Genomic DNA, 13,529 nt, shown 5'->3' on the forward strand with positions numbered 1-13,529 from the left:
AGTCATGTACCAGGCTCATTTCGGTTTGCGCGAACAGCCGTTCGGAATCACCCCCGACACGAGCTATTTCTTCGCCTGTGCCAGCTACCAGGAAGCGCTCAACACCCTGCTGGTGGCGACACGGAACGGTGAAGGCTTCATCAAGATCACCGGCGAGGTCGGCACGGGAAAGACGCTGATGTGCCGGAAGTTCATGGCAACGCTCGGGACGGATTTCGTCACTGCCTACATCCCGAATCCGATGCTTGAGCCAAGGACGCTGATGCTGGCGCTGGCCGACGAACTGGAGATTCCGCAGGAAAAGGACGTCGATCAGCATCAACTGCTCAAGGCAATCAATCTCCGGCTGCTTGCGCTGGCGCGGGAGGGCAAGCGTGCCATTCTCTGTCTCGACGAAGCCCAGGCGATGCCGCTTGACACCCTTGAGGCGCTGCGACTGTTGACGAACCTCGAAACCGAGAAGCGCAAGCTGCTGCAAATCGTCATGTTCGGCCAGCCTGAACTCGACCGCAAACTGGATGTGGAATCCATACGCCAGTTGCGCCAGCGGATCACGTTCCAATACCATCTCGGGCCGCTCGGGACCGAGGAGCTGGAATATTACGTCTCGCACCGGCTCGCGGTGGCGGGTTATAGCGGCGGCAGGCTGTTCGATCGCGGTGCGCTGAAGTGGCTTCACCGGTGCAGCAAGGGTGTCCCCCGCCTGGTCAACGTTCTCTGTCACAAGGCACTGATGCTTGCCTATGGGGAAGGCAAGCAACGAGTGTGTGCGCGTCACGTACGCGCCGCCGCATCTGATACCGGCGCTGCCCGGCGCCCCGCGTTTGCCTGGCCATGGGCATTGGCCAGCTTGTCGGTCGTCGTCGCGGCGACCGGAACTGGATGGTTTTTCCTGAAATGAGCCTCATCAACAAGATGTTGCAGGACCTGGATGCACGCCGGTCCGAAGTCGCGGGCAACGATGCACTAGGCATGCAAATCCGCGCGGTCCCTCAACGGCGCGGCATTCATCCCGCATGGTGGGTATGTCTTGCCCTGGCCATCGTGTCCGCCGGCCTCGCAGGCTGGATGCTGCTGAGGCCGGCGCCCGTCGCCGCAACATCTCCGGCTGTCGCCGGCGTGCCGTTGCGTCTCGACGTGCGGCTGGAGCCGCCTCCGGCTGACCAGGCGGCTGCGGTACCGGTGCGAGGTGCAGAGACGCCGCCGTCCGTCCCCGGAGCATCTGCGGCATCGGCGCCTGATGCTGTCGTGCCGGTCGTGCAGGCTCCTGCGCCCGCAACGCCTGCACCGGCGGTAGCGCCGAGGGCGGCGCCACCGGAGCCCGCCCGTCCGTTGCCCATCGAACCGGTTGTCGAGCCGCGGAACCCCACCGTGTCTCAGTCGCCGCAGTCGGTCGCGGCACCCTGGGCAGAGCAGACCGGAGCCGCTCCTGTCGCCACGGGTGCCAAGCAGGTCAAGGAACTGACCCCGCCGCAGCGCGCAGAGAATGAATACCGCAAGGCGCTCGGCTTGCTTCAGCAGGGCAAGGGGACGGATGCGGCGATTATGCTTGAGCAGTCGCTAAATCTCGACCCTCATCATGTCGGGGCGCGCCAGGCGCTGATTAGCATACTGCTGGACGCCGCGCGGCGCGACGAAGCGCTGCGTCTTGCCCGGGAAGGGCTGGCTCGCGATCCTTCCCAGGCGGGACTGGCGATGATTGCAGCCCGTATTCAGGTGGAGCGAGGAGAATTGCAGCCGGCGGTCGAGACACTGGAGCACTCGCTTTCCCATGCGTCGGAACAGCCGGACTACCTCGCATTCCTCGCCGCTTTGCAGCAGCGAGCGGAACGTCACAAGCAAGCCGTCGAGCTGTATGTGAAAGCCCTCCAACGTTCCCCCCAGAACGGCATCTGGTGGATGGGCATGGCCATCTCCCTCCAGGCCGACCAGCGCAAGGCGGAAGCCGCCGAGGCGTTCAGGCGCGCGAAGGCGAGCGGCGCGCTCAGCCCGGAGCTGCAGGCTTTCGTCGACGGCCGCCTGGCGCAGCTGCGCTGATCAGATGATTTTTGCCGCGGTGGCGCGATCGACGATCTTCTCGAAGTACTGCGGCCGGAAGTCCTTCATCTTCTGCAGCAGCGCCGGCGGCGAGGCGTCGTGCAGCAGCACCGAGGCCTGCTCGCGGCGCAGGAAGCGCTGCGCGACCACATGGTCGAGGAAGGCGATGAGCCCGTCGTAAAAACCCGCGGCGTTGAGCAGGCCGATCGGCTTTTCATGGAAGCCGAGCTGCGCCCAGGTAAAGACCTCGAACAGTTCCTCCAGCGTGCCGATCCCGCCCGGCATCGCGACGAACCCGTCCGACAGCTCCGCCATCAGCGCCTTGCGCTCGTGCATGTCCTTGACGATGTGCAGCCTGGGCAGGCCGCGATGGCCGACTTCCTTGTCCATCAGGGCCTGCGGTATTACGCCCGTCACATGTCCGCCGAGGCGCATCACCTCGTCGGCGATCACGCCCATCAGACCGACATTGCCGCCGCCATACACCAGGGCGATGTCCTGGCCGACCATCAGCTGCGCCAGCTCCCGGGCAGCGTCGGCATAGGCGGGGGAGGCGCCCACCGAGGAGCCGCAATACACGCAAAGCGATTTCATTTCAGTTTCTTCAGGTTTTCTTCGACGAGCTGCTCGAACACCTTGCGCGTCTCGCCGCGCAGATAAGGGCCGATCAGCGAGAGGATCTGGTAGCAGCCGCGCGCGAGGGCGTCGGCCATGACTTCCTGCTCCGTATAACGCCGCGGATTGCGCACATATTCATAGGACAGCCAGTAGGTGCCGACGACGACGATATTGGTGGCGAGCGCGTCGATTTCCTTGTCGCTCGCTTCCAGCGCCCGGTCTTCCCGCAGGCCCACGCACAGCTGCTGCGCGACCTTGGTCTTGTGCGCCAGGATCTCCTTGAAGTGAAGTTCCAGCTTGCGGTTGCGCGACAGCAGGTCGGACAGGTCGCGATAGAAGAAGCGGTAGCGCCACACCAGCTGGAAGGAGTGATGCAGATAGACCCAGACGTCATGCATCGTCGGGCGGCGGTCGGCGGGCACCGACAGCATGCGGCTGATCTCCGCCTCGAACTGCGCGAAGAGCGAATCGACGATGTCGTCCTTGTTGCGGAAGTGGTAGTACAGGTTTCCCGGCGAAATGTTCAGTTCCTCGGCGATCACCGTGGTGGTGACATTGGGTTCGCCGAATTCATTGAACAGTCGTAGCGACAGTTCGAGTATCCGCTCCCGCGTCCGGCGCGGTGCCTTTTGCTGCATGCTGGCTGCCTCCCGTATCAGCATTGGTCTTGTTCTTGCCCGCCGGCAGTGGCGGGGAAGCGGCCAAGCATAACACCGTTGTCCGCCCGGCCGAAACGCGCCGGGCGACGGGACGGGAAAATCCGGGGCGGCCGCTTTATTTCGGCGGCAGCACCACCTGGTCGATTTCGTGGATCACGCCATTGTCGGCCTTCAGGTCGCTCTGGATCACCTTGGCGTTCTCCATCGTCACGCTGCCATTGTCGGACGTGAGCATGACCTGGCTGCCCTGCACGGTCTGTACCTTGCCCGGCTTGACGTCGGCAACGGTCAGGGCACCGGGGATCACATGGTAGGCGACCAGTTCGGCGGCCTTTTCCTTGTCCTTGAGCAGTGCGTCCCGTGTTTCCTGCGGAAGCTGCCGGAATGCGGAATCGCTGGGAATGAAGACGGTGTACGGACCGGAATTCTTCAGCTTGTCGGCCATGCCGGCGGTTTCGGCCGCCGCCATGAAAGTCTTCATGCCGCCCGAGGTCCGGGCGGTCTCCACGAGATCGGCAGCGGCGGCCGGCAGGGACACGAAGAGGCCGCAGAATCCGGCGACTGCCATGGCCAAAGCTTTCATCGGAGGCTCCTTGTCGGGTAGAAAGGGGTGCGCCCGCGTTCCCCGCGGGTCACCCGGTTCGGTGCCGCAAGTGCCGTAAAAGTTCAAAACGAGAGGTTGAACGAAATCATTGCACGTCCGTTTGCGCAGCCGTCCGGGAGCTGGCCCGGATTTCGTCGATCACCAGCCGCTGGACGCGCCGGTCGAGGGCGAGCGCCACGTGGCCGACGGCATGCAGTTCGATGTTCTTCGCGCGTTCCAGCCGCGACGACGACTGCGGAGAGATGATGTTGTCGTGGTGGGACCAGATCGACACGAAGCGGCGGTAAAGTGCCGGATCCTCGCCGGCGGCCAGCTTGCGCAGCCATTCGCTGCACAGTCCTTCCTGCTCGCTCGCGGTCCAGCGCATCTGGTGGCTGTTGAGTCCGACGCCGAAATGCGCGAGCGCGGTGCCGCGATGGGGCGTGCCGAGGGTGATTACACGCGCCACCCGCCCGGCGCCGTGGGCACGGAGGTATGCCCTCGCCACCAGCCCGCCCATGCTGTGGCAGACCAGCACGGCGCGCGCGCTGCCTGTCTCGCGGCACAGGCGCTCGAGCGCCTCGTGCACCTGCGGCACATAATCGTCGATCCCGGCGGTGACCGGTTCCAGGCTCACCGCATGGTGCAGGATGTTCGCGTGCAGCAGGGCGCGGCTCATCGCATCCCAGTAGCCGCTGTTGCAGCCGTAGCCGTGCACCAGGAGCACCGGCAGCCCTTCCGGCTGCTCCGGAATGCGGCGCAGGAAGGCACGAAACGGCATGGTGAAGGAGGAGCTCCACATGCTTGCCGCGAACTCGGTCAGAAACAGCCGGATGAACGCCGGCCGGGAAATCCGGAAGTGCTCTGGCAAGTGGCTGCGGGTGCGCGCGGCGATCATGAAGTTGTTGGCGACGATGGCGCCGCGCACCAGGACGACCAGCGCCAGCGCGGCGGGCGCGCCCAGCCAGCCGGACCCTGGCGGCAGCGCCTGCGCGACCAGCCAGCCGAATGCACCGGCGACGATCGCCTGGAACAGCAGCAGCAGCCGGGTGATGCGGGCGACCATGCGCGCGGCGTCAGGCGGTCACGGATTTGCCCGATTCGTCTTCCATCCGCACCAGGCGGGTGCCGGCGATGCGGTCATGCAGGAACTGGCGCTGGGGATCGAGCCTGACGGCCAGCGCCCACAGCAGGATGTTCAGGGCGGGAATCAACACCAGCATCCAGGCCCTGGCGCCGAACATCCAGGCCAGCGCCAGGCCGGGCAGTATCCAGAGCCAGCAGAGCAGGAAGCGATACAGCGCGCGGCCGATCCCCACCGGCCCGCCGTCGGCGGCGACCAGCCTGACGTGCCAGGTTTTCATCGCCAGCGTCTGACCGCCGTGCGTCCAGAACCAGACGAAGTACGAGCACAGCACGAACAGCAGCCAGCCCTGCATGAAATGCCGCAGATAGAGCGCATGGCGCTGTCCGAAGAGCCAGGAAAACAGGAAGCCGGTGACAAAGATCACCCCGAACAGCAGCATGGATTCATAGACCATGCTGGCGAGACGGCTCTTGAGGGTAGGCGTGGCGGTTGGGTTTGCTGCGTCGGAGATGTTCAAGGCTGACCTTGCTTGCCGGGTTGGGGAGGAGGGCGCAGGGCGGAGTTGCCGGCGCCGCGCGGGGTGACGGACTGCTCCAGCACCGGCTTGGGCGCCGACTTGATCGGCGGCAGGGGCTGGGGCTGGCTGGCGGGCGGGGGCAGGTTGGCCACCCGCTTGCGACGGGCGGTCTCTTCGGCCAGCTTCTGCCGCTCTTCTTCGGGCAGCTGCTGGTACTGCTCCCATTGCGCGGATTTCTGCTCGCGGTCAATGCGCCTGGCCTGGGTGAAGCGTTCGCGCGCCTGGCGCCGCTCGTCCGGCGTCAGCCGCACCCACTCGCGCATGCGCTCCTGCACGCGCTGCTGTTCCTCGGGCTTCATCGATGCATAGCGGTTGCCGATCGCGAGCCATTTACCCTTGCGGTAGGCGTCCAGCTGATTCCATTCCTCGGCCAGCGGCGCCAGGGCCTGCTGCTGCGCCGGGCTCAGTTCATGCCAGCGCGGATTGGCCGGCTGCGCCACAGCCGACGCCGACGCCGACATCGCGGCCAGCAGGAGCGGAAAGCATGCTGCCCGAACCAGACGGGCGATCGCCGCGGCCGCGCGCATCTCAGTCGCCCCGCTGCGAAAGGAAAGTATGGAAACCGTTGTCGAGATAGGCGGACAGGGGCAGGTCGTCGGCCAGCACCTCGGCGTCGATCTCGGCGATCTCGTCGATTCTGCGCTGTTCCTCGAAGTGAAAGATGCCGGCCAGTCCCGCCACCAGCGCCAGCACCGGCAGCGCCGCGCCCGCGGCCGCCAGCCAGGGGTGAGGGCGGGAGGCGAAGCCGCGCGCCGTTACCGGCAGCGGCAGCCAGGCCAGTACCCGCGCGCCTGCGTCGGGCTTCCTGCGCGACAGCGCCAGGCGCCGCGCGGCCGCGAGCCGTACGGCGGCGGGTGCCGGGATCGAATCCAGGTTCTCGTTGAGAGCGTGCCGAATCTTGTAGGCGAAATTGACTTGTCCGGTATTCATAGAGTGATCCCCTTTGCGCGCAGTGCGTCAGCCAGGGCGTGGGTCGCGCGCGAACAGTGCGTTTTCACGCTGCCCTCCGAGCAGCCCATGGCGGCTGCCGTCTCGGCCACGTCCAGATCCTGCCAGTAACGCAGCAGGAAGGCCTGCCGTTGACGCAGCGGGAGTTTTTGCACCTCCGCCTCGATGGCCGCCAGCACCTGCTTGCGTTCCACCTTGTCGGCGCTCGACTCGGCGGCGGCGGTGCCTTCCTCCGGCTCCCAGGTCTCGAGCAGGTCGTGACCCTCGCCGTCGTCGTCCTCCCGCCCCGAATTCCAGAACAGGCTGAGCCATCCGCTGCGCACCTTCTCGCGCCGGAAGTAATCGGTGATCGTGGTCTGCAGGATGCGCTGGAAGAGCAGGGGAAGCTCCGGCGCCGGCTTGTCGCCGTACCGTTCCGCCAGCTTGATCATTGCATCCTGAACAATATCCAGCGCCGCCTCGTCCTTCCGCACCGCGTAAACCGCCTGCTTGAACGCTCGGCGCTCCACGCTCTCGAGAAAGTCGGACAGTTCTTTGTCAGTGGCCATGCAAGCGGACGAAGGGTTTCCGGGCTGGGGTATTGAAGCCGGGCATCAATGAAAACAGCGAATCCTAGCAAAAAACCGCCGCAAACGCCCCTTCGGCTTGCGCAAACCGCTTGATTTTCAGAGGAATTTAACTTGACCAAAATTGTGCGACGCATTAACTTATCACTCCCTTCGCACCTCGAAGGACTGTCTCGTCGACGCGGCCCATCATGCCGCACCGATCAGGCGCGCTGTAAAAGGCTGTTTGCTCTAACCCACGCCACAAGCGTGAGAAGTCCGCTCCGGCACTTCAGATCCCCCGGCTGAACGAGTCGCGTTTAGCGCCGCTTTGAACCGCATCTACGGGTGCGCGACGAACCGGCGTGACCGCACAAAGAAGGGAAGCCCAGGCGCTGACGTCCCCCCAGCGGTTTCGACAGGAGAGAGCATCCGATCAATCTCCAATGGACCTTGAAAGGACTAGCAATGTCTGCAGAACTCACAGGCGCGGAAATAGTGGTGCGCTGCCTGGCCGAGGAAGGCGTCGAACATGTGTTCGGCTATCCCGGCGGCGCGGTGCTCTACATCTACGACGCGATCTTCAATCAGGAAAAATTCCAGCACATCCTGGTGCGCCATGAACAGGCGGCCATTCATGCGGCCGACGCGTACTCGCGCAGCTCGCAGAAGGTCGGCGTGGCCATCGTCACCTCCGGCCCCGGCGTCACCAATGCGGTGACCGGCCTGGCCACCGCCTACATGGATTCCATCCCGATGGTGGTCATCTCCGGCCAGGTGCCGTCGACCGCGATCGGCCAGGATGCATTCCAGGAGTGCGACACCGTCGGCATCACCCGTCCCTGCGTCAAGCACAACTTCCTCGTCAAGGATGTGCGCGACCTCGCGGAGACGATGAAAAAGGCGTTCTACATCGCCACCACCGGCCGTCCCGGCCCGGTGCTGGTCGACATCCCCAAGGACATCACGATCCAGAAATGCGCGTTCTCCTATCCGAAGGAGATCGAGATGCGCTCCTATCGTCCGGTGGACAAGGGACACTCCGGCCAGATCCGCAAGGCGGTGCAGCTGCTGCTGTCGGCCGAGCGTCCGATGATCTACACCGGCGGCGGCGTGATCCTGGCGAACGCCTCGGCCGAGCTCAACAAGCTGGTCGACCGCCTCGGCTACCCCTGCACCAACACGCTGATGGGACTGGGCGCGTATCCGTCGAGCAGCGACAAGTTCGTCGGCATGCCCGGCATGCACGGCACCTATGAAGCCAACATGGCCATGCAGCACTGCGACGTGCTGATCGCCATCGGCGCGCGCTTCGACGACCGCGTGATCGGCAATCCCAAGCATTTCGGCAGCCATCCGCGCAAGATCATCCACATCGACATCGACCCGTCCTCGATCTCCAAGCGGGTCAAGGTCGACATTCCCATCGTCGGCAACGTCAAGGACGTGCTGGTCGAAGTGCTGTCCCAGCTCGACGCTGCCGAGACCAAACCCAATCAGACGGCACTGGCTGCCTGGTGGCGCCAGATCAATGAGTGGCGCGGCCGCGAATGCCTGAAGTTCGCGCCGTCCAATGAAGTGATCAAGCCGCAGGAAGTCGTGCGCAAGCTGTGGGAAGTGACGAAGGGCGACGCCTTCATCACCTCCGACGTCGGCCAGCACCAGATGTGGGCCGCGCAGTACTACGGCTTCGACAAGCCGCGCCGCTGGATCAATTCCGGCGGCCTGGGCACCATGGGCGTGGGCCTGCCGTACGCGATGGGCGTGCAGATGGCCAACCCGGGCGCGACCGTTGCCTGCATCACCGGCGAAGCCTCGATCCAGATGTGCATCCAGGAGCTCGCCACCTGCAAGCAGTACCACCTGACGCCGAAGATCATCCTGCTCAACAACCGCTTCCTCGGCATGGTGCGGCAGTGGCAGCAGATCGACTACGGCTCCCGCTATTCCGAGTCCTACATGGACTCGCTGCCCGACTTCAACATGCTGGCGGAATCCTTCGGCCATGTCGGCATGAAGATCGAAAAGCCGGGCGATGTCGAGGGCGCGCTGCGCGAAGCCTTCGGCATGAAGGACAGGCTGGTGTTCATGAACTTCATTACCGATCAAACCGAAAACGTCTGGCCGATGGTGAAAGCCGGCAAGGGTCTGACTGAAATGCTGCTCGGTTCGGAGGATCTGTAATGCGTCATATCATTTCCGTACTGCTCGAAAACGAAGCGGGCGCCCTGTCGCGCGTGGTCGGCCTGTTTTCCGCCCGCGGCTACAACATCGAAACCCTGACCGTCGCGCCGACCGAAGACGCGACCCTGTCCCGGATGACCATCGTCACCAGCGGCTCGGACGACGTGATCGAACAGATCACCAAGCATCTGAACCGCCTGATCGAGGTGGTCAAGGTCGTCGACCTGACCGAAGGCGCGCACATCGAGCGTGAGCTCATGCTCATCAAGGTGCGCGCGGTCGGCAAGGAACGCGAAGAAATGAAGCGCACCGCGGACATCTTCCGCGGCCGCATCATCGACGTCACCGAGAAGACTTACACGATCGAACTGACGGGCAACAAATCCAAGCTCGACGCCTTCATCGAATCGATCGACCGCACCGCCATCCTGGAGACCGTCCGTACCGGCGGTTCCGGCATCGGCCGCGGCGAGCGCATTCTCAAAGTCTGATCAACAATCAAGCAACCAGCAAATCACACCTCAGGAAGATCCATGAAAGTTTTCTACGACAAAGACTGCGACCTGTCCCTCATCAAGGGCAAGAATGTCACCATCATCGGCTACGGCTCCCAGGGCCATGCGCACGCGCAGAACCTGAACGACTCCGGCGTCAAGGTCACCGTCGGCCTGCGCAAGGGCGGCGCATCGTGGGAAAAGGCGAAGAACGCCGGCCTCAACGTTGCCGAAGTCAATGAAGCCGTCAAGGCCGCGGACGTCATCATGATCCTGCTGCCGGACGAGAACATCGCCCAGGTCTACAACGAAAACGTCGCACCGAACGCCAAGCAGGGCGCAGTGCTGGCCTTCGCCCACGGCTTCAACGTCCATTACGGCCAGGTCGTGCCGCGCGCCGACCTCGACGTCATCATGGTCGCCCCCAAGGCGCCGGGCCACACCGTGCGCGGCACCTACACCCAGGGCGGCGGCGTGCCCCACCTGGTCGCCGTCTACCAGGACAAGTCCGGCAGCGCCCGCGACATCGCCCTGTCGTACGCGATGGCCAACGGCGGCGGCCGTGCCGGCATCATCGAGACCAACTTCCGCGAAGAGACCGAGACCGACCTGTTCGGCGAACAGGCAGTGCTCTGCGGCGGTACCGTCGAGCTGATCAAGGCCGGTTTCGAAACCCTGGTCGAAGCCGGCTATGCGCCGGAAATGGCCTACTTCGAGTGCCTGCACGAGCTCAAGCTGATCGTCGACCTCATCTACGAAGGCGGCATCGGTAACATGAACTACTCGATCTCGAACAACGCCGAGTACGGCGAGTACGTGACCGGCCCGCGCATCGTCACCGAAGACACCAAGAACGCGATGCGTCAGTGCCTGAAGGACATCCAGACCGGCGAATACGCAAAGAGCTTCATCCTCGAGAACAAGGCCGGCGCCCCGACCCTGATCTCGCGTCGCCGCCTGACCTCCGAGCACCAGATCGAGCAGGTCGGCGAGAAGCTGCGCGCGATGATGCCGTGGATTAAGAAGAACAAGCTGGTCGACCAGTCGAAGAACTGATCGGCAACGCTGCTTGAGTAAAATAAAGGGTCTGCCCGTGCAGACCCTTTTTTCTTTGGAGAGCCGAATGCCACGTTCGACCGTTGCCAGCCTGATCCTCGCTCTTGCCGCGTCCCTCGGCAGCGCCCATGCGCAGTCCACCCAGGCGCCGCAACCCCCGCAGCCCGCCGGCACCCTGGTGATCGTGCCCGCATACGGCGAAGTCAGACAGCCGAACGACGAGGCGCGAGCGGTCTTCATGGTCGAAGAGCAGGACAAGGACCGTGCAGCCGCCGCCTCGCGCGTCAACCTGAGGATGAAGCAGGGCACGGAACTGCTCAGGCGCGCCGACCCGGCGGCTGTGTTCCAGACCCGCGGTTACTATACGTACCCGGTGTACGCGGACGAGCCGGTGCAGCCGCGCCAGGCGGCGAGGATCCGTCAGCCCACCGGCTGGCGCGTGGGCCAGTATCTCGACATGAAGACCGGCAGTCTCGACAAGCTGCCCGCGACTGTCGCCGCCGCGCAGAAGCTGCTCGCGCTGAACGGCTTGCAGTTCGGCCTGACCGAGGCCAGCGCGCGCAAGCTGGAAGAGCAGAGGATCGCGGCCGCGTACCAGAACCTGCAGGAAAAGATCGCCGCGATCGCCAAGGCCATGGGCCGCAACCCGGGTGAGGCGGTGCTCGACACCATCGATTTCGAAGCGTCGGGCAGCTACGCGCCGCAGCCTGAAGCCGCGATGAAAACCATGCGCGCATCGGCGATGGATGCTCCGGTGGAAGAGCCGAGCTTCGAACCCGGCGAAACCACGCTCGGTACGCGGCTGGTCGGCAGGATACGCTTCAGGTAGCCGGTCCGAAACGAAGCATTGCAGACGAAGTCCTATACCGTGGGAGAGCGCGAAGGCCGCCACAGGGATTACTTTTGTGAAAGCCTCGTCTAGAATAGCCACGCTTTTTATCTTTCATCATTTCTCGGAGCGAAGTTGAACAATTATCCGCATCCCATCATTGCCCGCGAGGGCTGGCCTTTCCTTGGCATCGCGGTTGCCCTGGCTGTCGTCGTCACGCTCCTGGCCGGACTGTGGTCCATCCCGTTCTGGATCATCGCGCTGTTCGTGCTGCAGTTCTTCCGCGATCCCGCGCGCACCGTGCCGCAGAAGGCCAACGCCGTTCTGTCGCCGGCGGATGGGCGCATCGTCGTGGTCGAAAAAACCCAGGACCCCTATGCCAACCGCGAGGCGCTGAAGATCAGCGTCTTCATGAACGTGTTCAACGTCCACTCCAATCGCTCGCCGGTCGACGGCCGGGTGGAGGCGGCAAAGTATTTCCCGGGCAAGTTCGTCAATGCCGACCTGGACAAGGCCTCCATCGAGAATGAGCGCAATGCGCTGACCATCACCGCCAGCAACGGGCAGACGATCACCTGCGTACAGGTGGCTGGTCTGATCGCGCGCCGCATCCTGTGCTACGTGAAGGCGGGCGACACGCTCGCGCGCGGGCAGCGCTACGGTTTCATCCGCTTCGGCTCCCGCGTCGACGTCTACCTGCCGCTCACCGCCACGCCGAAGGTGGCGGTCGGCGAGAAAGTATCGGCGACCGAGACCATCCTGGCCGAGCTGTAAGCGTATGGCCACCTTCAATCGTCGCAAGGCGAAAAGCAGTTCCGGCCTGTTCGCGCGGCGCCTGCAGCGCCGCTCCCTGCAGTCTGCCGACCCCGCGGCCGCCGCGCCGCGGCCGCGCGCCATCTATCTCTTGCCGAATGCCTTCACCACCGCCAACATGTTCTGCGGATTCTTCGCGATCGTGATGGCGATGAACCTGAAGTTCGACGTGGCGGCGGTCGCCATTTTCGCGGCCATGCTGCTCGACACGGTCGACGGACGGGTGGCACGCCTGACCAACACGCAAAGCGAGTTCGGCGCCCAGTACGACAGTCTGTCCGACATGCTTTCCTTCGGCGCCGCGCCTGCGCTCGTCGTCTATGAATGGTCGCTGCGCGGCATGGGCAAGCTGGGCTGGCTGGCCGCGTTCGTCTACTGCGCCGGCGCCGCGCTGCGGCTGGCGCGCTTCAATACCAACATCGCGGTGGTGGACAAGCGCTACTTCCAGGGTTTGCCCAGTCCGGCCGCAGCCGCCCTCGTGGCCGGATTCATCTGGCTGATGGAAGACCTAGGCCTGGTCGGAACCGAGCTTACCTGGTTCGCCTGGACCATCACGCTCTATGCCGGGCTCACCATGGTCACCAACGTGCCGTTCTACAGTTTCAAGGAAATCAATTTCCGCAAGTCGGTGCCGTTCATCGCGGTGTTCCTGATCGTGCTGGTGATCGTGCTGATTTCGAGCGACCCGCCCAAAGTCCTGTTCGGCATCTTCGTGCTGTACGGCCTGTCCGGCTATGGCGTGTATTTCTGGCGCCTGTTCAAGGGCAAGCCGGTGAGCATTGTCGAAACCACCGAAGGCGACGGCAGCGATTCGAAAGAGTAAGGCTGTCTTGCCGGCGACAAGCGTGGAAAACCGGCGGTGAATCAAGTCGTTGCACTTTTCCACGTTTGCGCTTATATTCTTTCGCATGTTCCGCGAAATTCACATTTCCGCCTCCGCTTTCTCCAGCAGCACGCCGTCCGGCCTGCTGCTGTCGCTGCTTCTACTAGTGCGTTAACGCGCGCTAATCCCCATACCCCCACAATCCGTGCAGTTTCACGCTCATGCCCCAAAAGGCAAGGGCAGGCGGAAGACCATTTATCAACGCTTCGATTACCG

At 64.0% G+C, this 13,529-nt stretch carries 16 protein-coding genes; 8 read left to right on the plus strand and 8 right to left on the minus strand.

The genetic code is table 11. From position 1 onward, the window contains the following. The first annotated feature begins 4 nt into the window (after positions 1-4). Positions 5-901 (plus strand): ExeA family protein, encoded by an 897-nt coding sequence (locus NCCP691_RS12440; RefSeq protein ID WP_220808743.1) that lies wholly within the window; start codon positions 5-7, stop codon positions 899-901. Beyond that, the gene (locus NCCP691_RS12445; protein WP_220808745.1) at positions 898-2,037 is read left to right on the plus strand and encodes a tetratricopeptide repeat protein; all 1,140 of its coding nucleotides are present in this window, start codon (positions 898-900) and stop codon (positions 2,035-2,037) included. Before NCCP691_RS12440 ends, NCCP691_RS12445 begins: the two co-directional genes overlap by 4 nt. Here NCCP691_RS12445 and NCCP691_RS12450 read toward each other — a convergent pair whose 3' ends face one another. The 8 genes from NCCP691_RS12450 to NCCP691_RS12485 all read right to left on the minus strand — a co-directional run bounded on the left by NCCP691_RS12450 (position 2,038) and on the right by NCCP691_RS12485 (position 7,057). Beyond that, positions 2,038-2,631: an LOG family protein gene (locus NCCP691_RS12450; RefSeq protein WP_220808747.1), complete on the minus strand. Its 594-nt coding sequence runs from the start codon at positions 2,629-2,631 to the stop codon at positions 2,038-2,040. Continuing rightward, the gene (locus NCCP691_RS12455; protein ID WP_220808749.1) at positions 2,628-3,293 is read right to left on the minus strand and encodes a TetR/AcrR family transcriptional regulator; all 666 of its coding nucleotides are present in this window, start codon (positions 3,291-3,293) and stop codon (positions 2,628-2,630) included. Before NCCP691_RS12455 ends, NCCP691_RS12450 begins: the two co-directional genes overlap by 4 nt. Positions 3,294-3,429: 136 nt before the next feature. Beyond that, positions 3,430-3,897 carry a fasciclin domain-containing protein gene (locus NCCP691_RS12460; protein ID WP_238482412.1) on the minus strand — a complete coding sequence of 156 codons (468 nt, stop codon included), beginning with the start codon at positions 3,895-3,897 and terminating at the stop codon, positions 3,430-3,432. A gap of 106 nt (positions 3,898-4,003) precedes the next feature. Then, positions 4,004-4,963, minus strand: coding sequence for a lipase family alpha/beta hydrolase (locus NCCP691_RS12465; RefSeq protein ID WP_220808751.1), 960 nt, complete (start codon positions 4,961-4,963; stop codon positions 4,004-4,006). 10 nt (positions 4,964-4,973) lie between these two features. Next, positions 4,974-5,438 carry an RDD family protein gene (locus NCCP691_RS12470; protein WP_220808936.1) on the minus strand — a complete coding sequence of 155 codons (465 nt, stop codon included), beginning with the start codon at positions 5,436-5,438 and terminating at the stop codon, positions 4,974-4,976. A gap of 59 nt (positions 5,439-5,497) precedes the next feature. Continuing rightward, on the minus strand, positions 5,498-6,088 hold the full coding sequence (locus NCCP691_RS12475) for a DUF3106 domain-containing protein (RefSeq protein ID WP_238482413.1): 591 nt from the start codon (positions 6,086-6,088) through the stop codon (positions 5,498-5,500). Position 6,089: 1 nt separating this feature from the next. Next, positions 6,090-6,491, minus strand: coding sequence for a DUF3619 family protein (locus tag NCCP691_RS12480; protein ID WP_220808753.1), 402 nt, complete (start codon positions 6,489-6,491; stop codon positions 6,090-6,092). Next, entirely contained in the window at positions 6,488-7,057 is a 570-nt protein-coding gene (locus NCCP691_RS12485) for an RNA polymerase sigma factor (RefSeq protein ID WP_220808755.1), read from the minus strand. Before NCCP691_RS12485 ends, NCCP691_RS12480 begins: the two co-directional genes overlap by 4 nt. 465 nt (positions 7,058-7,522) lie before the next feature. Between NCCP691_RS12485 and NCCP691_RS12490 the strand changes: the two genes are divergently transcribed. The 6 genes from NCCP691_RS12490 to pssA all read left to right on the plus strand — a co-directional run bounded on the left by NCCP691_RS12490 (position 7,523) and on the right by pssA (position 13,253). Next, a complete protein-coding gene (locus NCCP691_RS12490; protein ID WP_220808757.1) occupies positions 7,523-9,238 on the plus strand; it encodes an acetolactate synthase 3 catalytic subunit in 1,716 nt (571 codons plus the stop codon). Further along, positions 9,238-9,729: an acetolactate synthase small subunit gene (ilvN, locus tag NCCP691_RS12495; protein ID WP_119738913.1), complete on the plus strand. Its 492-nt coding sequence runs from the start codon at positions 9,238-9,240 to the stop codon at positions 9,727-9,729. Before NCCP691_RS12490 ends, ilvN begins: the two co-directional genes overlap by 1 nt. Positions 9,730-9,771: 42 nt before the next feature. Continuing rightward, positions 9,772-10,788, plus strand: a complete 1,017-nt coding sequence (gene ilvC / locus NCCP691_RS12500; protein WP_220808759.1) for a ketol-acid reductoisomerase — start codon at positions 9,772-9,774, stop codon at positions 10,786-10,788. A 67-nt stretch (positions 10,789-10,855) separates the two neighbouring features. Further along, positions 10,856-11,617 (plus strand): SIMPL domain-containing protein, encoded by a 762-nt coding sequence (locus NCCP691_RS12505; RefSeq protein ID WP_220808761.1) that lies wholly within the window; start codon positions 10,856-10,858, stop codon positions 11,615-11,617. A gap of 135 nt (positions 11,618-11,752) precedes the next feature. Beyond that, positions 11,753-12,391: a phosphatidylserine decarboxylase gene (locus NCCP691_RS12510; RefSeq protein ID WP_220808763.1), complete on the plus strand. Its 639-nt coding sequence runs from the start codon at positions 11,753-11,755 to the stop codon at positions 12,389-12,391. 4 nt (positions 12,392-12,395) lie between these two features. After that, a complete protein-coding gene (pssA, locus tag NCCP691_RS12515; protein ID WP_220808764.1) occupies positions 12,396-13,253 on the plus strand; it encodes a CDP-diacylglycerol--serine O-phosphatidyltransferase in 858 nt (285 codons plus the stop codon). The last annotated feature ends 276 nt before the right edge of the window (positions 13,254-13,529 follow it).

Origin of the sequence: Noviherbaspirillum aridicola, assembly GCF_019656455.1 — a bacterium.
Taxonomy (GTDB): Bacteria; Pseudomonadota; Gammaproteobacteria; order Burkholderiales; family Burkholderiaceae_D; genus Noviherbaspirillum; species Noviherbaspirillum aridicola.